General features: G+C 74.5%; 18 protein-coding genes. All 18 read left to right on the plus strand.

Going from position 1 to position 22,134, the window contains the following annotated elements; translation table 11 throughout:
• Positions 1–80 precede the first annotated feature (80 nt).
• The 18 genes from IEW03_RS08740 (at position 81) to IEW03_RS08825 (ending at position 22,058) form a co-directional block, all read left to right on the plus strand.
• Complete coding sequence (locus IEW03_RS08740) at positions 81–416, plus strand: YnfA family protein (RefSeq protein WP_188523284.1); 336 nt, start codon at positions 81–83, stop codon at positions 414–416.
• A 297-nt stretch (positions 417–713) separates the two neighbouring features.
• Positions 714–4,046, plus strand: a complete 3,333-nt coding sequence (gene ileS, locus IEW03_RS08745) for an isoleucine--tRNA ligase (protein WP_188523285.1) — start codon at positions 714–716, stop codon at positions 4,044–4,046.
• An 81-nt stretch (positions 4,047–4,127) separates the two neighbouring features.
• On the plus strand, positions 4,128–4,343 hold the full coding sequence (locus IEW03_RS08750) for a nitroreductase/quinone reductase family protein (RefSeq protein WP_188523286.1): 216 nt from the start codon (positions 4,128–4,130) through the stop codon (positions 4,341–4,343).
• A gap of 33 nt (positions 4,344–4,376) precedes the next feature.
• Positions 4,377–5,813 (plus strand): bifunctional folylpolyglutamate synthase/dihydrofolate synthase, encoded by a 1,437-nt coding sequence (locus IEW03_RS08755; RefSeq protein ID WP_371870611.1) that lies wholly within the window; start codon positions 4,377–4,379, stop codon positions 5,811–5,813.
• Positions 5,814–5,940: 127 nt separating this feature from the next.
• Complete coding sequence (gene dhaK, locus IEW03_RS08760; protein ID WP_188523287.1) at positions 5,941–6,936, plus strand: dihydroxyacetone kinase subunit DhaK; 996 nt, start codon at positions 5,941–5,943, stop codon at positions 6,934–6,936.
• A gap of 54 nt (positions 6,937–6,990) precedes the next feature.
• Positions 6,991–7,641 carry a dihydroxyacetone kinase subunit DhaL gene (gene dhaL / locus IEW03_RS08765; protein ID WP_188523288.1) on the plus strand — a complete coding sequence of 217 codons (651 nt, stop codon included), beginning with the start codon at positions 6,991–6,993 and terminating at the stop codon, positions 7,639–7,641.
• Positions 7,638–8,399 carry a dihydroxyacetone kinase phosphoryl donor subunit DhaM gene (gene dhaM / locus IEW03_RS08770; protein ID WP_188523289.1) on the plus strand — a complete coding sequence of 254 codons (762 nt, stop codon included), beginning with the start codon at positions 7,638–7,640 and terminating at the stop codon, positions 8,397–8,399. Before dhaL ends, dhaM begins: the two co-directional genes overlap by 4 nt.
• A gap of 90 nt (positions 8,400–8,489) precedes the next feature.
• Positions 8,490–9,104, plus strand: a complete 615-nt coding sequence (locus tag IEW03_RS08775) for a TetR/AcrR family transcriptional regulator (RefSeq protein WP_188523290.1) — start codon at positions 8,490–8,492, stop codon at positions 9,102–9,104.
• A gap of 97 nt (positions 9,105–9,201) precedes the next feature.
• Entirely contained in the window at positions 9,202–10,953 is a 1,752-nt protein-coding gene (locus IEW03_RS08780) for an MDR family MFS transporter (RefSeq protein WP_188523291.1), read from the plus strand.
• Positions 10,950–11,390, plus strand: a complete 441-nt coding sequence (locus IEW03_RS08785; RefSeq protein ID WP_188523292.1) for a DUF4233 domain-containing protein — start codon at positions 10,950–10,952, stop codon at positions 11,388–11,390. Before IEW03_RS08780 ends, IEW03_RS08785 begins: the two co-directional genes overlap by 4 nt.
• 180 nt (positions 11,391–11,570) lie before the next feature.
• Complete coding sequence (locus tag IEW03_RS08790; RefSeq protein WP_188523293.1) at positions 11,571–12,551, plus strand: type IV toxin-antitoxin system AbiEi family antitoxin domain-containing protein; 981 nt, start codon at positions 11,571–11,573, stop codon at positions 12,549–12,551.
• A 124-nt stretch (positions 12,552–12,675) separates the two neighbouring features.
• Positions 12,676–13,143 carry a nucleoside-diphosphate kinase gene (gene ndk, locus IEW03_RS08795; protein ID WP_188523294.1) on the plus strand — a complete coding sequence of 156 codons (468 nt, stop codon included), beginning with the start codon at positions 12,676–12,678 and terminating at the stop codon, positions 13,141–13,143.
• 119 nt (positions 13,144–13,262) lie between these two features.
• A complete protein-coding gene (gene smc, locus IEW03_RS08800; RefSeq protein WP_188523295.1) occupies positions 13,263–16,835 on the plus strand; it encodes a chromosome segregation protein SMC in 3,573 nt (1,190 codons plus the stop codon).
• 10 nt (positions 16,836–16,845) lie between these two features.
• Entirely contained in the window at positions 16,846–17,178 is a 333-nt protein-coding gene (locus tag IEW03_RS08805; protein WP_188523296.1) for a hypothetical protein, read from the plus strand.
• 63 nt (positions 17,179–17,241) lie between these two features.
• Positions 17,242–18,399 (plus strand): signal recognition particle-docking protein FtsY, encoded by a 1,158-nt coding sequence (gene ftsY / locus IEW03_RS08810; protein ID WP_188523297.1) that lies wholly within the window; start codon positions 17,242–17,244, stop codon positions 18,397–18,399.
• A 188-nt stretch (positions 18,400–18,587) separates the two neighbouring features.
• Positions 18,588–19,862, plus strand: coding sequence for an ammonium transporter (locus IEW03_RS08815; protein ID WP_188523298.1), 1,275 nt, complete (start codon positions 18,588–18,590; stop codon positions 19,860–19,862).
• Complete coding sequence (locus tag IEW03_RS08820; protein WP_188523299.1) at positions 19,859–20,197, plus strand: P-II family nitrogen regulator; 339 nt, start codon at positions 19,859–19,861, stop codon at positions 20,195–20,197. The genes IEW03_RS08815 and IEW03_RS08820 overlap by 4 nt, the downstream gene beginning before the upstream one ends.
• A 1-nt stretch (position 20,198) precedes the next feature.
• Positions 20,199–22,058: a [protein-PII] uridylyltransferase family protein gene (locus tag IEW03_RS08825; protein WP_188523300.1), complete on the plus strand. Its 1,860-nt coding sequence runs from the start codon at positions 20,199–20,201 to the stop codon at positions 22,056–22,058.
• Positions 22,059–22,134 lie beyond the last annotated feature (76 nt).

Genomic DNA, 22,134 nt, shown 5'->3' on the forward strand with positions numbered 1-22,134 from the left:
CACCGTAGCCGCTGCGCCGTGGCCGGGTCGCGCGGCTACGGTGCTGGCATGACGACACCCGGACCGGCCCGGCGCACGCCATGACCGTCCTCCGGTCGATCGCGCTGTTCGTCGCCGCGGCGCTCTTCGAGATCGGCGGGGCGTGGCTCGTGTGGCAGGGCGTCCGCGAGCACAGGGGATGGGTCTGGATCGGCGCCGGCGTGATCGCGCTGGGGCTGTACGGGTTCTTCGCGACCCTCCAGCCGGACGCCAGCTTCGGGCGCATCCTGGCCGCCTACGGCGGGGTCTTCGTCGCCGGCTCGCTCGCGTGGGGCATGGTCGTCGACGGCTTCCGCCCCGACCGCTGGGACGTGCTCGGCGCGCTGATCTGCCTGGCCGGGGTGGCCGTCATCATGTACGCGCCGCGCGCCGACTGACGGGCCCGCGACGCGCCGGGGCGCAGGCTTGCGCGGGCTGGCTACCATGGACCCACAGGCGTCGACCCGGCCATCACCGGCGAGCCTCCGGAAGAACCGGCCGCACGTCGGCCCCAGTAGAACCGGACGGGGAGGCCCGTCACAGCCTTCGACGAGCGGCGGACCCACGCACGACCGGGTCCGCAAGCGGGGTGGTACCGCGGTGACCGCGCCCATCGGGGCGGGGGAGTCGTCCTCGCACGGCAGCACGACCGTCACCAGCCGACCCGTACCACCGCCCGCACAGGAGCCCCACCCATGGCCTATCCGCAGCACCGCTCGTCCGACCCGCAGCAGGCAGCCCGGCCCGGCGCCGCCTTCGGCATCGCCGGCGTGCCCGCCTCCCCGGACCTGCCGGCCGTCGAGCGCGAGGTGCTGGACTTCTGGGCCGTCGACGGCACGTTCCAGGCCTCGGTCGACAAGAACCCGGCGGGCGAGGACGGCAGCAACGAGTTCGTCTTCTACGACGGCCCGCCGTTCGCCAACGGCCTGCCGCACTACGGCCACCTGCTCACCGGCTACGCCAAGGACGTGGTGCCGCGCTACCAGACGATGCGCGGCAAGCACGTCGAGCGCCGGTTCGGCTGGGACACCCACGGCCTGCCCGCCGAGCTCGAGGCGATGAGCCAGCTCGGCATCAAGACGAAGGACGAGATCCTCGAGCTGGGCATCGAGAAGTTCAACGACGCCTGCCGCTCGTCGGTGCTCAGGTACACCTCCGAGTGGCGCGACTACGTCACCCGCCAGGCGCGCTGGGTGGACTTCGACCACGACTACAAGACGCTCAACGTCACCTACATGGAGTCGGTGCTGTGGGGCTTCAAGAAGCTCTACGACAACGGCCTCGTGTACGAGGACTTCCGCGTGCTGCCGTACTGCTGGAACGACCAGACGCCGCTGAGCAACCACGAGCTGCGCATGGACGACGACGTCTACCAGCAGCGCCAGGACCCGGCGGTGACGGTGGGCTTCGACGTCACGACCGTGCCGGCGGGCCAGGACGCCGTGCGCCCCGGGGACAAGCTGCTCGTCTGGACGACGACGCCGTGGACGCTGCCGTCCAACCTGCTCGTCATGGTGGGCCCGGACATCGACTACGTGGTGGTCGAGTCGTCGTTCACCGGCAGCCCGCAGCGCTACGTCCTGGCCGAGGCTCGCGTCGACGCGTTCGCCCGCGAGCTCACCGACGACGGCGCCGACGCGCCGCGCGTCGTCGGCCGGCTGACCGGCCGCGAGCTGCTGCAGACCGCCTACACCCCGCCGTTCACGTACTACGAGGGCCGCGAGCGCGCGCACCGCGTGGTCGAGGCGGACTTCGTCACGACGACGGACGGCACCGGCCTGGTGCACTCCGCCGGCGCGTTCGGCGAGGACGACAAGATCGTCTGCGACCGCGAGGGCGTCGCCTCCGTCATGCCCGTGGGCGCGGACGGGAAGTTCACGCACCCCGTCGACGAGTACGCGGGGCTGCAGGTCTTCGACGCGAACCTGCCGATCATCGACCACCTCAAGGCCCGCACCCGCGGGGAGGCCGACGCCGGCTCGGTCACCGGCGGCACCGTGCTGCTGCGCCGCGAGTCGTACGCGCACTCCTACCCGCACTGCTGGCGCTGCCGGCAGCCGCTCATGTACATGGGCGTGTCCTCCTGGTTCGTCGAGGTCACCAAGATCAAGGAGCGGATGCTCGAGCTCAACGAGCAGATCTCCTGGACCCCGGAGCACATCCAGCACGGCCAGTTCGGCAAGTGGCTGGAGAACGCCCGCGACTGGTCGATCACCCGCAACCGGTTCTGGGGCTCGCCCGTGCCCGTGTGGAAGTCGGACGACCCGGCGCACCCGCGCATCGACGTCTACGGCTCCCTGGCGGAGATCGAGCGCGACTTCGGCCGCCTGCCGCGCAACGCGGACGGCGAGCCCGACCTGCACCGCCCGTTCGTCGACCAGCTCACCCGGCCCAACCCCGACGACCCCACCGGGAAGTCCACGATGCGCCGCGTCGAGGACGTCATGGACGTGTGGGTGGACTCCGGCTCCATGCCGTACGCCCAGGTGCACTATCCGTTCGAGAACACCGAGTGGTTCGAGAACCACTACCCGGGCGACTTCATCGTCGAGTACATCGGCCAGACCCGCGGCTGGTTCTACACCCTGCACGTGCTCGCCACGGCGCTGTTCGACCGCCCGGCGTTCCGCACCGCCGTCTCGCACGGCATCGTGCTGGGTTCCGACGGCCGCAAGATGAGCAAGTCGCTGCGCAACTACCCCGACGTGCGCGAGGTCTTCGACCGCGACGGCTCGGACGCCATGCGGTGGTTCCTCATGGCCAGCCCGATCCTGCGCGGCGGCAACCTCGTCGTCACCGAGGAGGGCATCCGCGACGCGGTGCGCCAGGTGCTGCTGCCGCTGTGGAGCACGTACTACTTCTTCACCCTGTACGCGAACAGCGCGGCCGACGGCAACGGCTACGTCGCGAAGCCCGTCACCGCGGAGCGGGTGCCGGGCCTGCCGGCCCTCGACCGCTACCTGCTGGCGCGCACGCACGACCTCGTCGCGACGGTCACCGCGCAGCTCGACGCCTACGACATCGCCGGCGCGTGCGAGGCCGTGCGCGAGCACCTCGACGTCCTCACCAACTGGTACGTGCGCACCCAGCGCGACCGCTTCTGGGACGAGGACGCCGACGCCTTCGACACGCTGTACACCGCGCTCGAGGTGCTGACGCGCGTCATGGCCCCGCTCGCGCCGCTCCTCACCGAGGAGGTCTGGCGCGGCCTCACCGGCGGGCGCTCGGTGCACCTGGCGGACTGGCCCGTGGCGTCCGACGGCGGGGCCGACGGCGCGGTGGACGCCGCCCTCGTGCGCGACGACGCGCTGGTCGCGGCGATGGACGAGGTGCGTGCCGTCGTCTCCAGCGCGCTCGCGCTGCGCAAGGCGCACCAGCTCCGGGTGCGCCAGCCGCTGGCGCGGCTCACCGTGGCGGTCCCGGACCCGGTGGCGCTCGCGGACTACGTCGGCCTGCTGACGAGCGAGCTCAACGTCAAGTCCGTCGACCTCGTGCCCGCCGACGCCGACGCGTCCGCCCGGTTCGGCATCACCGAGCGCCTGGCGGTCAACGCCCGCGCCGCCGGGCCGCGGCTGGGCCGCGGCGTCCAGGCGGTCATCAAGGCCGCCAAGGCGGGGGCGTGGCGCAAGGACGCCGACGGCTCGGTGGTCGTGACCACGGACGGCGGCGACGAGCCCCTGCTCGACGCCGAGTACGAGCTCACCACGGTCGTGGGCGACGAGGCGGGCGAGGACGTGGCCGCGTCCGTGCTGCCCGGCGGCGGGTTCGTCGTCCTCGACCTGGCGCTCGACGACGCTCTGCGCGCCGAGGGTTACGCCCGCGACGTCGTGCGCGACGTGCAGGACGCGCGCAAGGCCGCCGGCCTCGAGGTGAGCGACCGGATCGACCTGGAGCTCGACGTCCCGGCCGAGCACGTCGCGGCGGTCGAGGCCCACCGGGAGCTCATCGCGCGCGAGACGCTCGCGGTGTCCCTCACGGTGTCGGGCGCGGACGGCGTGCGGGCGGTGCGGGTGAACCGCGCCGGCTGACGTTCCGCCGGGCGACCGCCGGTGGCACGCTGGTCCCGAACGTCCGCAGCCGCAGCGGCTCGGACCGTGCGGGAGGACGCCATGGACGCGAGCCCGGCCCACCTCGACGAGGCGCACCCGGAGGCCGAGGTCGACACCGTCGACGGCACCCGGCCCGTCCGCGCGGCGGAGGCGACGGGCGCCGAGCGGGAGCGGCTGTGGACCCTCGTCGGCCGGCACCAGGGCTGGGGCGAGATCGACCGGTTCGCGGCCCACCGCGCCCGCGAGACCCCGGTCGTGGTGCTCGAGACCCGCTGAGGCGGCCGCTCCCGCAGCACCTATCCTCGGAGCGTGAGCCCCGACCCCCAGAAGAAGCCCCGCCCCACCGACCGCAAGGCCCGCGCGCAGGACCGCAAGGCCGCCCGGCAGGCGGCGGAGGACGCCCTCGCCGCCGAGTCGCTGCGCGAGGTCTACGCCGAGATCATGTCGCGGGCGCCCGAGCACGACATCGACCCGACGCTCGACCGCGTGCAGCGGGTGCTCGAGCTGCTCGGCGACCCGCAGCGCGCGTTCCGGACCATCCACCTCACCGGGACCAACGGGAAGTCCTCGACGGCGCGCATGACGGAGCGGCTCGTGCGCGAGCACGGCCTGCGCACCGGCCTGTTCACGTCCCCGCACCTGTCGAGCGTCACCGAGCGCATCCAGGTGGACGGCGAGCCGCTCAGCGCGGCCCGCTTCGTGGAGGTCTTCGAGGACGTCGCGCCGTACGTCGGCGTGGTGGACCGCGAGTCGCAGGAGGCCGGAGGCCCGCGCCTGAGCTTCTTCGAGGTGCTGACGGTCATGGGGATCGCCGCGTTCGCGGACGCGCCCGTCGACGTCGCCGTGATCGAGGTCGGCATGGGCGGGCGCTGGGACTCGACGAACGTCGTCGACGGCGAGATCGCCGTCCTCACGCCCGTCGCCATCGACCACGAGCGGTGGCTGGGGTCGACGCTCGCCGAGATCGCCGCCGAGAAGGTGGGCATCGTCAAGGACGGCGCCACCGTCGTGAGCGCCGAGCAGCACCCGGTGGTCGACGAGCTCCTGCGCGAGCGGGTCGCCGAGACCGGGGCCCACGCGGTGCGCGAAGGGGTCGACGCCGACGTCGCGGCGCGCCACGTCGCGGTGGGCGGCCAGCTCGTGAACCTGCGCACCCCGGCCGGGCTGTACACGGAGGTCTTCGTGCCGCTGCACGGCGAGCACCAGGCGCACAACGCGCTCCTCGCCCTGGCCGCCGTCGAGCAGCTGCTCGGCGGGCGGGCGCTCGACGGCGGGGTGGTGGAGACGGCGTTCGCCGACGTCGCGGTGCCCGGCCGCCTCGAGCTGGTGCGGTCCAGCCCGACGGTGCTGGTCGACGCCGCGCACAACCCCCACGGCGCGCAGTCGCTGGTGGACGCGCTGGGGGAGGCGTTCGACCTGCGCACCGTGGTCGGCGTCGTCGGCGTGATGGCCGACAAGGACGTCGAGGGCCTGCTCGCCACGCTCGAGCCGGCGTTCGCCCACGTGGTGCTCACCCGCAACTCGTCGGAGCGGTCGGCGGACCCGGAGGACGTGGCCGAGATCGCCCGGGAGATCTTCGGCGCGGACCGCGTGCACACGAGCGTGCGCCTGGACGAGGCCCTGCAGCTCGCCGCCGACCTGGCCGAGCGTGACGACCAGGTCGGGGTCGGCACCGGCCGGGGGGTCGTGGTGACCGGCTCGGTGATCACGGTGGCCGACGCGCGGTCGCTCCTCGGGCGGGGGTGAGAACCGGCCCGAGGACCGTGCGTGGTCCGGCGGCGCGGTGTTGGATGGTGCCAGGCCGTCGGTCCCGTCCGTGCCGAGGACGTCGCGGGCGGGGCTCGCTGCGCCCCGGAGGACAGGGAGGCACGTCATGAAGAAGCTGTTGGACGACCCCGCGGACGCGGTGGTCGACTCGCTCGCCGGGTTCGCCCTCGCGCACGGTGACCTGGTCGAGGTGCACCCCGATCCCGTCCACGTCACCCGGGCCGGCGGGCCGGTCCGGGGCAAGGTCGGCCTGGTCAGCGGCGGGGGCTCGGGCCACGAGCCGCTGCACGCCGGGTTCGTCGGCGCCGGGATGCTCGACGCGGCCGTGCCGGGCGCCGTGTTCACCTCGCCCACGCCCGACCAGATCCTGCCGGCGATCCAGGCGGCCGACGGCGGCGCCGGCGTCCTGACGATCGTCAAGAACTACACCGGCGACGTGCTGAACTTCGAGACGGCCGTGGAGCTGGCCGAGGCCGAGGGCGTCGAGGTGACCAGCGTGCTCGTCAACGACGACGTCGCGGTCGAGGACTCGCTGTACACGGCGGGCCGGCGCGGCGTCGCGGGCACCGTGCTCGTGGAGAAGATCGCCGGGGCGGCCGCCGACCGCGGGGACGACCTGGCCGGGGTCGCGGCCGTCGCCGAGCGGGTCGTGGCGAACGTCCGCTCGATGGGGGTGGCGCTCACCGCCTGCACCGTCCCGCACGTGGGCCGGCCGAGCTTCGACCTCGCCGACGACGAGGCGGAGATCGGCATCGGCATCCACGGGGAGCCCGGGCGCCACCGCATCCGGATGGCCCCGGCCGCGGAGATCACGCAGCGCCTGCTGGACCCCGTCGTCGAGGACCTGGGGCTGGCCGCGGGGGAGCGGGTGCTGCTGCTCGTCAACGGGATGGGCGGGACCCCGCTGTCCGAGCTCTATGTCGTCTATGGTCGAGCGCGCGGGCTGCTCGAGGAGCACGGCGTCTCCGTCTCCCGGTCGCTCGTGGGCAACTACGTGACGTCGTTGGAGATGCAGGGCGCGTCCGTGACGGTGCTCCGGCTGGACGACGAGCTGGAGCAGCTGTGGGACGCGCCGGTGGCCACCGCGGCGTTGCACTGGTGAGGAGCGCCCGGCGGCGCTCGTGACGACTGTCGAAAGATGGGGAGGCGTGCGGTCATGGGGCTCGACGTGGTGTGGGCGGAGCGCTGGGTGCGACGCACGGCCGAGGTCGTGGCCGAGGCGAAGGACGAGCTCACCGAGCTCGACCGCCAGATCGGCGACGGCGACCACGGCGAGAACCTGCACCGCGGCTTCCAGGCCGTCGTGGCCAAGCTCGACGAGCCGGACGCGGCCGAGCGCACCGAGGTCGGCGACGTCCTGAAGCTCGTGGCGACGACCCTCATGTCGAAGGTCGGCGGCGCGTCCGGGCCGCTGTACGGCACGGCGTTCCTCCGGGCGGCCAAGCGCTCGGCCCGGCCCGAGGTCGACACGTCGGGCGTCGTGGTGCTGCTGGAGGCGGCGCTGGAGGGCGTGACGTCGCGGGGCCGCGCGGAGCCGGGCGAGAAGACGATGGTCGACGCCCTCACCCCGGCGGTGGAGGCGGCGACAGCGGCCGCCGCGGCCGGGCAGGACCCCGTGGAGGTGCTGGCGGCGGCCGCCGACGCGGCCGAGGCCGGGGCGCGGGCCACGGTGCCGATGGTCGCGACCAAGGGCCGGGCGTCCTACCTGGGGGAACGCAGCGCGGGCCACGAGGACCCGGGGGCCCGGTCGACGGCGCTCGTGCTCGGCGCGGCCCGGGACGCCGCGCTGGCGGGACCGGACCGATGAGCGTCGCGCTCCTGCTGGTCTCCCACTCCGCGCGCCTGGCCGACGGGACGGCGGAGCTGGCGCACGAGATGGCCCCCGACGTCGTCGTCGCGAACGCGGCGGGCGACGTCGACGGCGGCCTGGGGACGTCGCTCGAGAAGGTGACGGAGGCCCTGACCGACCTCCTCGCCGACGGCGCCGCCGGCGTGGTCGTGCTCGCCGACCTGGGCTCGGCCGTCCTCACGGTCGAGTCGGCGCTCGAGCTGGACGACGACCTCCCCCCGCGCGTGCGCCTCGCGTCCGCCCCCTTCGTGGAGGGCGCGGTGGCGGCGGCGGTCACCGCCCAGCAGGGCGCGGGCCTGGACGCGGTCGTGGCGTCCGCGGAGGGCGCGGTGACGTCGATCGGCCCGCGCCCGGTCGTCGAGCTGGTCGAGGCGGGCCCGTCGCCGGACGCGGGCCCGGCGGGGACGGTCGTGGCGGGGGAGCTCGTGGGCACGGTCGGCGCGCCGCTGCGCGGCAGCGACGTGGCGACGGCGCGCACCGTGGTCCGCAACCCGCTGGGGCTGCACGCCCGCCCGGCGGCGCTCGTGGCCCGCACGGCCGCGTCGTTCGGGATCCCCGTGCGGATCCAGGGCGTGGACGCGACGAGCGTGCTGCAGCTGATGGCGCTGGGCACCGCCGCGGGCACTGAGCTCGAGGTCACCGCGCAGGGCCCCGGCGCCGAGACGGCCGTGGCCACCGTCGTCGGCCTGATCGACGGCGGGTTCGGCGAGGCCTGAGCCCGCGGCCGCCCCCGGGCGGCGGACGTGTGACGACGCTCACCCATATTTGCACTTGGTGCAAAATTGCACAGGGTGCATTATTGTCCGGTGACCGCGTCGACCTCCCCGGATGGCGTCGGCCTGCGTGAGCGCAAGAAGCGCGCGCGGGCCGAGGCGATCGTCGACGCCGCGCAGCGCCTGGTGCTCGACCGAGGGTTGGACGCGGTCACGGTCGAGGAGATCGCCGAGGCGGCAGCCATCTCTCCGCGGACGTTCTTCAACTACTTCGAGTCCAAGGACGACGCGGTGCTCGGCCAGGGCGCGTTCGAGCTGGGCGCCGAGGTCCGGGAGGGCTTCGCCGCCGGCGGTCCCACCGGTCGCCTGATCTCCGACGTCGAGGTGCTCGTGCGTGCCCTGCTGGCGGCCCTGGCCGGCGCGGGGCAGCACCGCGCCGAGCAGACGCTGGAGATCCTCCAGCTCGAGCCGCGGCTGCTCGGCCGGCACTTCGCCTGGTTCGAGCGGCACAAGTCCCAGGTCACCGCCCTGTTCGAGCGGCGCCACGAGACGCGGCCCCTGCCGGCGCACGCCGACGTGTGCGCCATGGTCGTGTTCGTCGTCGCGCGGGCGGCGATGGACTCCTGGGACCGCTCGGGCCACACCGGCGACGTCGGCGACCACGTGTCGCCCGTCGTCGAACAGCTCGGCGCCGTCCTCACGGCGTGACGTGGCGGCGCCCGCCGCGCCGCCCGCCCGTTCGTCCCGTCCGTCCCACCCCCGTCAGACCCCGGCGCCGCGTGCGCCACCGATCCGAGGTGCCCCCATGAGTCACGCCGCCCCCGTCGCGCCGGACAAGCCGCTCGTCGTCCTGACGCAGCGCACCGTCTGGCTGATCTTCGGCGCCCTGATGGCGTCCATGTTCCTGTCCTCCCTCGACCAGACGATCGTCGGCACCGCGATGCCCACCATCGTCGGCGAGCTGAACGGCGTCGAGCACCAGGGGTGGGTCATCACGGCCTACATCCTGGCCGTCGCCATCGGCATGCCGCTCTACGGCAAGTTCGGCGACCTTTACGGGCGGCGCTGGCCGTTCCTCGTCGCGATCGGCCTGTTCACCCTCGCCTCCGCCGGCGCCGGGTTCGCCGACTCGATGCTCACCCTCGTCCTGTGGCGGGCGGTGCAGGGCCTCGGCGGCGGCGGCCTGATGATCCTGTCGCAGTCGATCATCGCCGACATCGTCCCGGCGTCCGAGCGCGGCAAGTACATGGGCCCGCTCGGCGCGCTCTTCGGCATCTCCGCGGTGCTCGGCCCGCTCATGGGCGGCTGGCTCACCGAGGGCCCGGGCTGGCGCTGGGCCTTCTGGCTCAACATCCCGATCGGCATCGCCGCGTTCGCCATCGCCTGGTTCGCGCTCAGGCTGCCGTCGCACCGGTCGTCGCGACCCGTCGACTGGGCGGGCATCGTCACGATGGCCGTCGCGACCACGGGCATCGTGCTGCTCACCAGCTGGGAGTCGCTGTCCTCCGCCGGGTACGACTGGTCGAACTGGCGCCTGTCCGGTCTCGCCGTCCTCACGCTCGCCTCCGTGGCGGCGTTCATCGTGGCCGAGACCCGCGCCAAGGAGCCGCTGATCCCGCTGCGGCTGTTCACCAACCGCACGTTCACGATCACGACCCTCATCGGTCTCGTCCTGGGCATGGGCATGTTCTCCGCCATGGCGATGATCCCGACGTTCCTGCAGATGTCCACGGGCGCCGGCGTGACGGAGTCCGGCTGGCTGATGCTGCCGATGATGGCGGGCATGATGCTCACGTCCATCGTCTCGGGCATCGCGATCTCCAAGACCGGCCGCTACAAGGCGTACCCGGTGGTCGGGCTGGTCGTGGTCGGCCTGGCGATGGTCTGGCTGACCACGCTGTCCGGCGACATGTCGATGTGGTTGTTCGGTGCCATGATCTTCACGCTCGGCGCCGGCATGGGCCTCGTGATGCAGACGATCGTGCTCGCCGTGCAGAACGCCGTCGACCCGCACGAGCTCGGCACCGCGACCAGCGCGAACAACTTCTTCCGCGAGATCGGCGCGGCCGTGGGCTCCGCCCTGTTCACGACGATCTTCACCACGCGGCTCACCGACAACCTCCAGGGTGTCTTCGCCGGGGCACCCGGCGGGGGAGCCGGGTCCGAGGCGAGCCTCACGCCAGCCGCGGTCCAGCAGCTGCCCGAGCCGTTCAAGTCGGGCGTGATCGACGCGTACGCCGACTCGCTCGCCCCCTCGTTCTGGTACCTCGTGCCGCTCGTGGCGGTCGGCCTCGTGCTCGCGGTCTTCCTGCCGGTGATCAAGCTCTCCGACGTCGCCGGCATGGTGGCGCGCGGCGAGGCGGTCGCCGACCCGGCCAAGGCCCCGGCGGCGGGCGACGGCGTCGTGAGCGTCGACGGCGGCTTCGACGGCGGCATCGACGGCGGCATCGACCGCGTGGGGAGCCGCGTCGCCGGCACGCCGTCCGACGACGGCAGCACGACGCCGGACGACGACGGGCACCCGGAGCGCGAGCGCGCGGATATCGTGGGGTCGTGAGCAAGAACGACCGCCCCCGCCCGGGGGACACGATCAAGCCGCGCAAGCCGGCCCAGGTGCAGTTCACCTCGACGATCCTGCAGCTGGAGGCGTTCGTGGTGCTGTTCGCCGGGTTCGCCCTGTACGGCCTGCGCAACTCCGGGTACGAGCGCGGCCCGCTGGTCATCCCCTCGACCGTGGCGCTGTGGACGGTCGTCGGGGTGCTGTTCCTGGTGCTCCTGGTGCTGTCGCGCATGATGGGCACGCCCATGGGCTACGTCGCCGGGACGGCCGTGCAGGTGCCGGTCCTCGCGATGGGGCTGCTGCTGCCGATGATGTTCATCGTCAGCGGGATCTTCGTCGCGATGTGGGTGGTGTCCCTGCGGCTGGGATCCCGCATCGACCGGGAGCGCGCCGCGTACGACGCCGAGCACCCGGAGACGGCCCCGAACGCCTGACCCCCCTTCGAGAACGTCCTCGTGGACGAAACTTGCCCGAGTTTCGTCCACGAGGACGTTCTCGTACATCCGGAGCCTGCGTCGAGGCGACGTCGTCCCCAGGTCGTCCGCGGCCGGACGTGTCCACAGACCAGGGCTACGGGCAACACCGCGGGGGCGCGGGCTGCTGGACTGCGCGGCGTGCGACCGCTGAAGAAGATCCCCGAGGAGGTCCTCGGGCTCGCGCGCCGGCAGGAGGACCTGGTGTCCGCCGCGCAGGCCGACGCGTGCGGCGTCGACCCGCGGTGGCAGGCGCGCATGGTCGGTCAGGGCCGGTGGGTGCGGGTGACGACCGGCGTCTACGACACGGACCCCGTCCCCGCGGCGGACCGTCCGAAGCCTGACGCACTCGACCACCGTCGTCGGCGGGCGGCATGGATCGGCCTGCTCGCGCACGGGCCGACGGCGGTCGCCGTGGGGCAGGCCGCCCTGGCGCTCCACGGCGTGCAGGGCCTGCCGCTCGTCGTCCGGCCCGAGGTCATGGTGGCCGGGGGCCACCATCGGCGCGCTCGCGACGGGATCGTCGTCCGGCAGCTCGACCCGGCAGTCGGGGTCGTCGAGGCGTCCGGCGGTCGCGTGGCGGCCGTGGTGCACGCACTCGGACAGGCCGTGCCGACCCTCGACCGTCGGCACGCGGTCGCGGTGCTCGACAACGCCGTCCACCAGGACCTGATCGCCCGTGCCGAGGTCGAGGCGGCGCACGACCTCGCGCGGGGTCGGCGGGGCGTCGAACGGACGCACGGCTGGTGGCGGCTGACGGACGGGCGCGCGGAGTCGCCGCTCGAGACGTTCGCCAGGCTGGACTGCCTGGACGCCGGTGTACCCCCTGACGACCTGCAGCACGTCGTCGAGGACCCGGACGGCCGATTCCTCGGGCGGAGCGACCTGGCGTGGTCGCTGCCCGACGGGCGGTGGGTGCTGCTCGAGGTCGACGGCGTCGGCGTGCACTCCGCCCCGGAGGCGCTCCTGGAGGACCGCAGGCGCCAGAACCGCCTGGTGGCGGAGGGCGGCGTGCTGATCCAGCGGGCCACCTGGGCAGAGCTCCGGGTGCCCGGGAGGGTCGGCGACCGGATGGCGGATCTTCTCGTCCGCCTCGGGTGGCGGCAACGGGACGTCGCCTGATCGTGTCTGCCCGCCGTCCTCCTTCCAGAACGTCCTCGTGGACGAAACTCGGCCGAGTTTCGTCCACGAGGACGTTCTCGAAGGAGGGCCGGGGCAGCGGCTCGGCGCCGATAGGCTTCGGGGCATGACCGACGCAGCACAGACCGCCATGCCCGCCGCGCCCGACCAGCACGACGTCGAGCGCACCCTCGTGCTCGTGAAGCCCGACGGCGTCCGCCGCGGCCTGTCCGGCGAGGTGCTGCGGCGCATCGAGGCCAAGGGCTACACGCTCGCCGCCGTGGAGCTGAAGCAGGCCACCACCGAGCTGCTCGCGGCGCACTACGCCGAGCACGAGGGCAAGCCGTTCTACGCCCCCCTCGTGGAGTTCATGCTGTCCGGCCCGACGCTCGCGGTCGTGGCCGAGGGCCAGGGCGTGATCCCCGGGTTCCGCTCGCTCGCCGGGGCGACCAACCCCACCGAGGCGGCGCCGGGCACGATCCGCGGCGACCTGGGTCGTGACTGGGGCCTGAAGGTCCAGCAGAACCTCGTGCACGGGTCGGACTCTCCCGAGTCCGCCGCCCGCGAGATCGGGCTCTGGTTCCCCGGCCTCTGAGGCGGCCCGGCACCGCACCGGCGCCCCGACGACAGGCGGCACCCTCCCCGGGGGTGCCGCCTTCGTGCGCTCCGGCCCAGGTCCGCGGAATCCGGGCGTCCGGCGGTTAGGCTCGCCGCGTGCACCTCAAGACGCTCACGCTCCGGGGCTTCAAGTCGTTCGCCTCGGCGACGACGCTGAGCCTCGAGCCGGGCATCACGTGCGTCGTGGGTCCCAACGGCTCCGGCAAGTCGAACGTCGTCGACGCCCTGTCGTGGGTGATGGGGGAGCAGGGCGCGAAGTCGCTGCGCGGCGGCAAGATGGAGGACGTCATCTTCGCGGGCACGTCGGGGCGGCCGCCGCTCGGCCGGGCCGAGGTCTCCCTGACGATCGACAACACCGACGGCGCCCTCCCGATCGACTACACCGAGGTCACGATCACCCGCACGCTGTTCCGCAGCGGTGGGTCCGAGTACGCGATCAACGGCAGCTCGTGCCGGCTCCTCGACATCCAGGAGCTGCTCAGCGACTCCGGCATCGGGCGCGAGATGCACGTCGTCGTGGGCCAGGGCCAATTGGACCAGGTGCTGCGCGCGACGCCGGAGGACCGGCGCGGCTTCATCGAGGAGGCCGCGGGAGTCCTCAAGCATCGCAAGCGCAAGGAGAAGGCGCTGCGCAAGCTCGACGCGATGGCGGGCAACCTCGCACGCCTCACCGACCTCACGGCCGAGCTGCGGCGCCAGCTCGGCCCGCTGGGCCGCCAGGCGGCGGCGGCACGCAAGGCGCGCACCGTCCAGGTCGAGCTGCGCGACGCGAGGTCGCGCCTCCTGGCCGACGACCTCGCCCAGCTCACCGCCCAGCTCGCGCAGGAGAAGGCTGACGAGGCCGCGCTGCGCGAGCGGCAGCAGGAGACCGAGCGGGAGCTGGGGCTGGCGCGCGAGCAGCTGGCGCGGCTCGAGGTCGCCGCGGCGGAGGCCACGGCGACGTCCGGTCGCGCCGGGGACGCGTTCCACGCGCTCGGCGCGGTGCGCGAGCGGCTGCAGGGGCTCGCCCGCCTGGCCGACGAGCGGGTGCGCCTGCTGGGGACCGCGGAGCCGGAGCAGCGCGGCCAGGACCCGGCGGAGCTGGAGGCGCAGGCGGAGCGGGCCCGGGCGTCCGAGGCGGAGCTGACCCGTGAGGTCGAGCGGGCGCGCGCGGCGCTGGCCGACGCGACCGCGGCGCGCAGCGCGGCCGAGGAGGCCGCGGACGGGGCCGAGCGCGAGCTCGCCACCCTCCACCGGGGAGCCGCCGACCGTCGCGAGGGGCTCGCGCGGCTGTCCGGGCAGGTCGGCGCGCGACGCAGCCGCGTGGAGGCCGCCGACGCCGAGCTCGAGCGCCTCCGCGCGGTCCTCGACGAGGCCGAGCGGCGCGCCGCGGAGGCGTCGCGCGAGTTCAGCGCGCTCGAGGTGCAGGTCGTCGGTGCGGAGGAGGGCGAGGAGGACCTCGACGCCCGGCACGAGGCGGCGTCGGCGGAGCTCGCGGACGCGCAGGCCGCGGTGGAGCGGCTGACGGAGGACTCCGCGGCGGCGGACGGCGACCGCGCCACCTGGAGCGCGCGCGTCGAGGCGCTCGAGCTGAGCCTCGACCGCAAGGACGGCGCGGGGGCGCTCCTCGCCGGCGAGCAGCACGGCGTGCTCGGCTCGGTGGCCGCCCTGCTCGGGGTGGAGGCGGGGTACGAGGACGCGGTGGCCGCGGCCCTCGGGCCGGTGGCGGACGCGGTCGCGGTGGCCGACGTCGACGCGGCGGTCGACGCGCTGCGGCGCCTGCGCGACGACGACGCCGGACGGGCGGGGCTCGTCGTGGGCGGGTCGCCGGAGGCCTCCGAGCCGGGCGCGACCGCCGCAGGGCTCCCCGACGGCGCCCGTCGCGCGACGGACGTCGTGACGGTCGCGGGCCCGGCGGCGGCGCCCCTGCGCACGCTGCTGCGGGACGTCGTCGTGGTCGACGACCTGGCGCAGGCGCGCGCGCTGGTGCACGACGCCCCGGGCGTGGTCGCGGTGACCAGGGCGGGGGACCTGCTGGGAGCCGGGCGGGCATGGGGCGGTTCCGCGGCGGCCCCGAGCGTGCTGCACCTCACCTCGGCCCTCGAGGAGGCGCGCGCTGGGCTGGAGGACGCGACGGCCCGCGGCGAGCGCTCCCGGTTCGAGCTGGTCGGTGCGCGCGAGCGGCTCACCGCGGCGCAGGCGTCGCACGACGGCGCCCTGGCCCGGCTGCACGAGTCGGACGCGGCGCTCGCCGCGGTCGCCGAGCAGCTCGGCACGCTGGGGGCCGCGCACCGGGCGGCGACGGCCGAGGCCGAGCGCCACCGCGCCGCCCTGGCGCAGGCGGCCGAACGGCGCGAGACCGACGAGGCGGAGCTGGCGGCGCTGACCCGTCGGCTCGAGGTGGCCGAGACCGAGCCCGCCCAGTCCGAGGAGCAGCTGGCGGCCGCCCAGACCGAGCGGGACGCCGCGCAGGCCGCGGCGTCCGAGGCCCGGTCGCGGGAGACGGAGGCGCGGCTGGAGCTGCGCACCTGCGAGGAGCGGGCACGTGCCGTCTCGGGGCGGGCCCAGGGGCTGGCCCGGGCGGCGGAGCAGGAGCGCGCGGCCCGGGAGAAGGCGGAGCGGCGGGCGCGGCACCGTGCCGCCGAGGCCCGGGTGGCGGCGTCGGTGCGCGACGACGCCGGCGCGGCGCTCGAGGTGCTCGCGCGCTCGGTCGAGCGTGCACGGACGGAACGGGCCGCCGCGGAGGCCGACCGCACCGCCCGGCAGGCGGAGGTCGACGAGGTCCGGGCCGGGGCGGAGCGACTGACGGGCGAGCTGCGCGACCTCACCGACGTCGCGCACCGTGACGAGGTGGCGCGCGCGCAGCAGGAGGCGCGCCTGGAGCAGCTGCGCACCCGTGCGGTCGACGAGCTCGGCACCGACCCCGAGGCGCTGGTGGAGGAGTTCGGGCCGCACCGCGAGGTGCCGGTGCCGCGGCCGGAGGACGCCGCCGACGACGACCCGGACCCCGACCCGGTGCCGTACGTGCGCGAGGAGCAGGCCAGGCGGCTCCAGACCGCGGAGCGGGCCCTCGCCCGCATCGGCACCGTCAACCCGCTGGCGCTGGAGGAGTTCGCCGCCCTGGAGGAGCGTCATCAGTTCCTCACGGAGCAGCTGGCCGACCTCAAGAAGTCCCGGGAGGACCTGCTGCAGATCGTGGCGGAGATCGACGAGCGGGTGCAGCAGGTCTTCGCGGAGGCGTACCGCGACACGGCGGAGCAGTTCGAGCGGGTGTTCGGCCGGTTGTTCCCGGGCGGCGAGGGGCGGCTCGTGCTCACCGACCCCGCCGACCTGCTCGCCACCGGCATCGAGGTCGAGGCCCGGCCCGCCGGAAAGAAGGTCAAGCGGCTGTCGCTGCTGTCGGGCGGCGAGCGCTCCCTGACGGCGGTCGCCTTCCTCGTGTCGATCTTCAAGGCGCGCCCGAGCCCGTTCTACGTGATGGACGAGGTCGAGGCCGCGCTCGACGACGTGAACCTCGGCCGGCTGCTCGAGATCTTCCGCGAGCTGCAGGAGGACTCCCAGCTCATCGTCATCACGCACCAGAAGCGCACCATGGAGGTCGCCGACGCGCTGTACGGCGTGACGATGCGCGGCGACGGTGTGACGACCGTCATCTCCCAACGAATGCGCGAGAGCGCCGAAGTCTTGTGAGAATAGCGACATGATCACGTTCGTCGTCTGGGTCCTCGGATCCCTCGTCCTCGCGGGCGCAGTCTTCCTGGTGGCCAACGTGATGGAGCGTCGTGATCCCAGCACCGACGAGCCCCCCGGCCTGCGCCGGTTCGTCCGTGACTTCACCTCCGGGCTGCGCCGCCGGGACCGGCGCGCCGAGCCCGGCGACCCGGTGGACACGGACATGGACGACTTCTTCGCCGCCACGATCGAGTCCGCGCCCGGGTACGTCGACGCCGAGGAGCTCTCGGACGTGCTGCACCGCGCGCGGCAGCAGGCGCGCACCACGCTGCACGTGGGGACGGTGCACAAGCCCGAGTGACGGCCGCGCCGACGGCTCCGTCGTCGGGGCGGGCGCGCCCACGGTCTCTGGAAGACTGTGCGCGTGACTGATCTGCTCTGGCTCTGGATCCTGCTCGGCGTCCTCGTCGTCGTGGGCGGCGGCGCCGCCCTGCTCGTCCCGCGCTCCCGCCGGCGCGGCGGCGCGGCACCCCAGGCGCCCGCTCCCGCCGTCGAGGAGCCCCCTGCCGAGGCGCCGCCCGTCGCCGTACCTGCCGACGACGCGACCGTCGCCGCGCCGCCCGCACCGGTCGTCGAGACCCCGGCCCCCGCCGCGGGCCGCCTGGTGCGGCTGCGCGACCGGCTCGCGCGCTCCGGCTCCCCGCTCGGCGCCCGCCTGCTGAGCGTGCTCTCCCGGGACCACCTCACCGAGGACGACTGGGACGAGCTCGAGGAGACCCTGCTGCTGGCCGACATCGGGGCCGGCCCCGCGGGCGAGCTGATGGAGTCGCTGCGCACCCGGGTGCGCGTGCTGGGCGTGCGCGACGCGGACTCCGTGCGTCAGCTGCTGCGCGAGGAGCTGCTGAAGATCGTCGACCCGACCCTCGACCGCGAGGTCGCCACGCACGGGCCGCTCGCCGACGACGGCACCCGCCTGCCCGCGGTCGTGCTCGTCGTGGGCGTGAACGGCACCGGCAAGACGACGACCGTCGGCAAGCTCGCGCGGGTGCTGGTCGCCGAGGACCGGTCGGTGGTGCTCGGCGCCGCGGACACCTTCCGCGCGGCGGCCGCCGACCAGCTGCAGACCTGGGGCGCGCGCGTGGGCGTCGAGACGGTCCGCTCGGACCGCGACGGCGCCGACCCCGCGTCGGTCGCCTTCGACGCCGTGAAGAAGGGGCGCGTGGACGGCACGGACGTCGTGCTCGTCGACACGGCCGGCCGGCTGCAGAACAAGGCCGGGCTCATGGACGAGCTGGGCAAGATCACCCGAGTCGTGACGCGCGAGGCGCCGCTGTCCGAGGTGCTCCTCGTCCTCGACGCCACGACCGGGCAGAACGGGCTCAACCAGGCGCGCGTGTTCGGCGAGGTCGCGGGCGTCACCGGCATCGTGCTCACCAAGCTCGACGGCACCGCCAAGGGCGGGATCGTCGTGGCGGTGCAGCGCGAGCTCGGCGTGCCGGTCAAGCTCGTCGGCCTGGGTGAGGGCCCCGACGACCTGGCGCCGTTCGACGCGGAGCAGTTCGTGGACGGGCTCCTCGGCTGAGCCGGAGCGGAGCCGCAGGCTCGGCCGACAGAGAGCTCGGCTGAGCCGGAGGTGAGCCCGCGAAACCTGATGTTTACGCCCGCGCGGCTCTTGTCACACGGGCGTCACAGGAGTCGCGTCCAGGGGAAACCCCGCTCGCCGACGGTTGTCCCGACCCGGCCGCCCGGCCGGCGAGGGAGGGACAACTCATGGAGCTGGACACCGGAGCGACCGCGTGGATGCTGATGTCGGCATCCCTCGTGCTCCTGATGACCCCGGGACTGGCGCTCTTCTACGGCGGGATGGTGCGCGGCAAGTCGGTCCTCAACATGATGATGATGTCGTTCGGCGCGATGGCCGTCGTCGGCGTGGTCTACGTGCTGTGGGGCTGGTCGATGTCCTACGGCGCGGACGTCGGCGGGATCGTCGGCAACCCGTTCGACCAGTTCGGCCTGTCGGGCGCGATCTACGACGCGTCGGGCGAGTTCCTGATCGACGACTTCGGTGTGCCGGGGATCGTCGGCGTCGGCTTCCAGGCGACCTTCGCGATCATCACGGTCGCCCTGATCTCGGGCGCGATCGCCGACCGTGCGCGGTTCGGCACCTGGATGGTCTTCGTGGCCCTGTGGGTGACGCTGTGCTACTTCCCGATGGCGCACATGGTCTGGGGCGGCGGGCTCCTGTCGGGCGACGGGCCGTTCGCGTCCATCGCCACGCCGATCGACTTCGCCGGCGGCACGGTGGTGCACATCAACGCGGGTGTCGCGGCGCTGGTGCTGGCCCTGGTCGTCGGCCGGCGCAAGGGCTTCGGCGCGGAGCCGATGCGCCCGCACAACCTGCCCCTGGTGATGCTCGGGGCGGCCCTGCTGTGGTTCGGCTGGTTCGGCTTCAACGGCGGCTCCGCGTTCACGGCTGACGGCTTCGCCGGGCTGGCCTGGGTGAACACGACCGTGGCGACGGCGGCCGCGGTGCTCGGTTGGCTGGTCGTGGAGAAGCTGCGCGACGGCTCGGCGACCTCGCTGGGCGCCGCCTCGGGCGTCGTGGCGGGCCTCGTCGCGATCACGCCGGCGGCCGGCTCCGTCAGCCCTGTCGGCTCGATCGCCGTCGGCGCGGGCGCCGGGGTGCTGTCCGCCTTCGCGGTGGGGCTCAAGTACCGGTTCGGCTACGACGACTCGCTCGACGTCGTCGGCGTGCACCTCGTCTCCGGTCTCTGGGGCACCGTGGCCATCGGCTTCCTCGCCACCGAGACCGGCCTGTTCTACGGCGGCGGGCTGAACCAGCTCGCCGTGCAGGTGATCATCGCCGTCGTCGCGGTCGTGTTCTCCGCGGTCGTCACCTACGTCATCGCGATCGCCCTCAAGGCGGTCATGGGCTGGCGGGTCTCCGAGGAGGCCGAGGTCGCGGGCATCGACCTCGCGGTGCACAGCGAGACGGCCTACGAGACGATCCAGCAGGGTTCTGTCGCTAAGGAGATCCGCGCATGAAGCTCGTCACCGGAGTCATCCAGCCCCACCGCCTGGACGACGTGAAGTCGGCCCTCGAGGCCGCGGGGATCCGCGGCATGACGGTCAGCGAGGCCAGCGGCTACGGCCGCCAGAAGGGGCACACGGAGGTCTACCGCGGCGCGGAGTACACCGTCGACCTGGTGCCGAAGGTCCGCGTCGAGGTCCTCGTCGGCGACGACGACGCGGCCACGGTCGTGGACGTGGTGGTCACCGCGGCCCAGACGGGGCGCATCGGCGACGGCAAGGTGTGGACCACGTCGCTCGACGACGTCGTGCGGGTGCGCACCGGCGAGCACGGCGACGCGGCGCTCTGAGTTGCCGCAGCACCCGCCGGTCCCTCCGCCGGCGTCGTCGTCGGCGTCTCCGTCGGCACCGACCGGGCCCCGCACCCCGCACGGGGCGCGGGGCCCGGTCGGCGACCTGCGCTCCGACCTGCTCGATGCCGCCGCCGCACTGACGGGCCCGGGACGCTCGGGGGTCGCACGCCGCGCTGCGCTCCAGCAGATCGTCACCGACCGGCTCGCCGCCCTGTACGCGGCGGCGACCGCCGACGTCGACCCGGCGGGGATGGCGCTCGCGGCGGTGGGGAGCCTGGGGCGCGCCGAGCTCGGCCCGGCGTCGGACCTCGACCTGGTGCTGGTGCACGACGGGCGCACCCACCGGCCCGCAGAGGTCGCCCGGGTCGCGGAGCGGCTCTGGTACCCGCTCTGGGACTCGGGTGTCCACCTCGACCACGCCGTACGGACCCTGGGTCAGACGCGGCAGCTGGCGTCGAGGGACCTGCCCGCCGCGGTGGGCTGGCTGGACGTGCGTCCCGTCGCCGGGGACGCGGTCGTCGTGCACCGCGCGGCGTCCGCCATCCTCACCGACTGGCGCTCCGCGTCGCGCCGCCGGCTGCCCGAGCTGCTGGCGAGCGCGCGACAGCGCGCCGAGCGGGCGGGCGAGCTGGCCTACCTGATCGAGCCCGACCTCAAGGAGGCCCGCGGCGGGGTCCGCGACGCGGTGCTGCTCACCGCGCTCGCGGCGACCTGGCTCACCGACCGCCCGCACGGGGGTGTCGACCAGGCGTCCGCGCACCTGCTCGACGTGCGCGACACGCTCCAGGTCGTGACGCGGCGGCGCACGACGCGACTGCTGCTGGCCGACCTGGACGAGGTCGCGGCCCGGTGCGGCCACGACGACCCGGACGAGCTGCTGGCCGGGCTCGCGGCCGCGGGGCGGGAGATCTCCTACGCGCTGGACGCGACGGCACGCCGGGCGCTGCGGACCCTGCAGCGCCCGCCGGCGCGCGGTCCCGTCCTCGTGCGTGGCAGGCGTGCGGCACCGCGGCTGCGATCGGTGGGCGAGGGGCTCGTGGAGCACGACGGCGAGCTGGTGCTGGCCGTGGGCGTCGAGCCGGCCACCGACCCGCTGCTGGCCCTGCGGGCGGCGTCCACCGCGGCGCGCACCGGGCTGGCGCTCTCCCCGGTGACGGTGCGCTCCCTCGCGCAGTGCCCGCCGCCGCCCGAGCCGTGGCCGGCGGCAGCCCGTGCGGCGCTGCTCGCGCTGCTCGGCGCCGGGCCCGCGCAGGTCCCGGTCTGGGAGGCGCTGGACCTGGCCGGCGTCGTGACCACGTGGATCCCGGCGTGGGCGGCGGTGCGGAACAAGCCCCAGCGGGCGGCCATCCACCGGCACACGGTCGACCGGCACCTCGTGGAGACGGCGGCGCGCGCGGCGGGCGTGCGCCGGCGGGTGGCCGCGACGCCCGGGGCGACGGCGGCGCCGTCCGTGCCGGTGCTGCTGGGTGCGCTGCTGCACGACGTCGGCAAGCGCCGCGGGGCGCTCGAGGCCGACCACAGCACGGAGGGCGCCCGGGTGGCGCCGCAGGTCGTGGGGCGGCTCGGCTTCGACGCGGGCGTCGCGGCGGACGTCGGCCTGCTCGTGCGTCATCACCTGACCCTGGCGCGGCTCGCGACCACGGCGGACCCCGCGGCCCCGGAGACGCTCGGCGAGCTGCTCGACGCCGTCGGGCGCCGGGCCGACCTGCTCGAGGCGCTGCGGGTGATCACCGAGGCGGACGCGTCGTCCCTCGGGCCGAGCGGGTGGACGGCGTGGCGGGCCGGCCTGGTCGACGACCTCACCGCCCGGGGCCGCGCGGCGCTGGCCGCGGAGGGGGCCACGCCCGCCGGCCGGTAGGCTGGGTGACCGCAACACGTCTCGCGGCACCTCGACGCGGGCATCACTGTGCGGACATCGACCTGAAGGACCTGCC

The sequence above is a fragment of the Isoptericola cucumis genome (assembly GCF_014635665.1).
GTDB classification, from domain to species: Bacteria; Actinomycetota; Actinomycetes; order Actinomycetales; family Cellulomonadaceae; genus Isoptericola; species Isoptericola cucumis.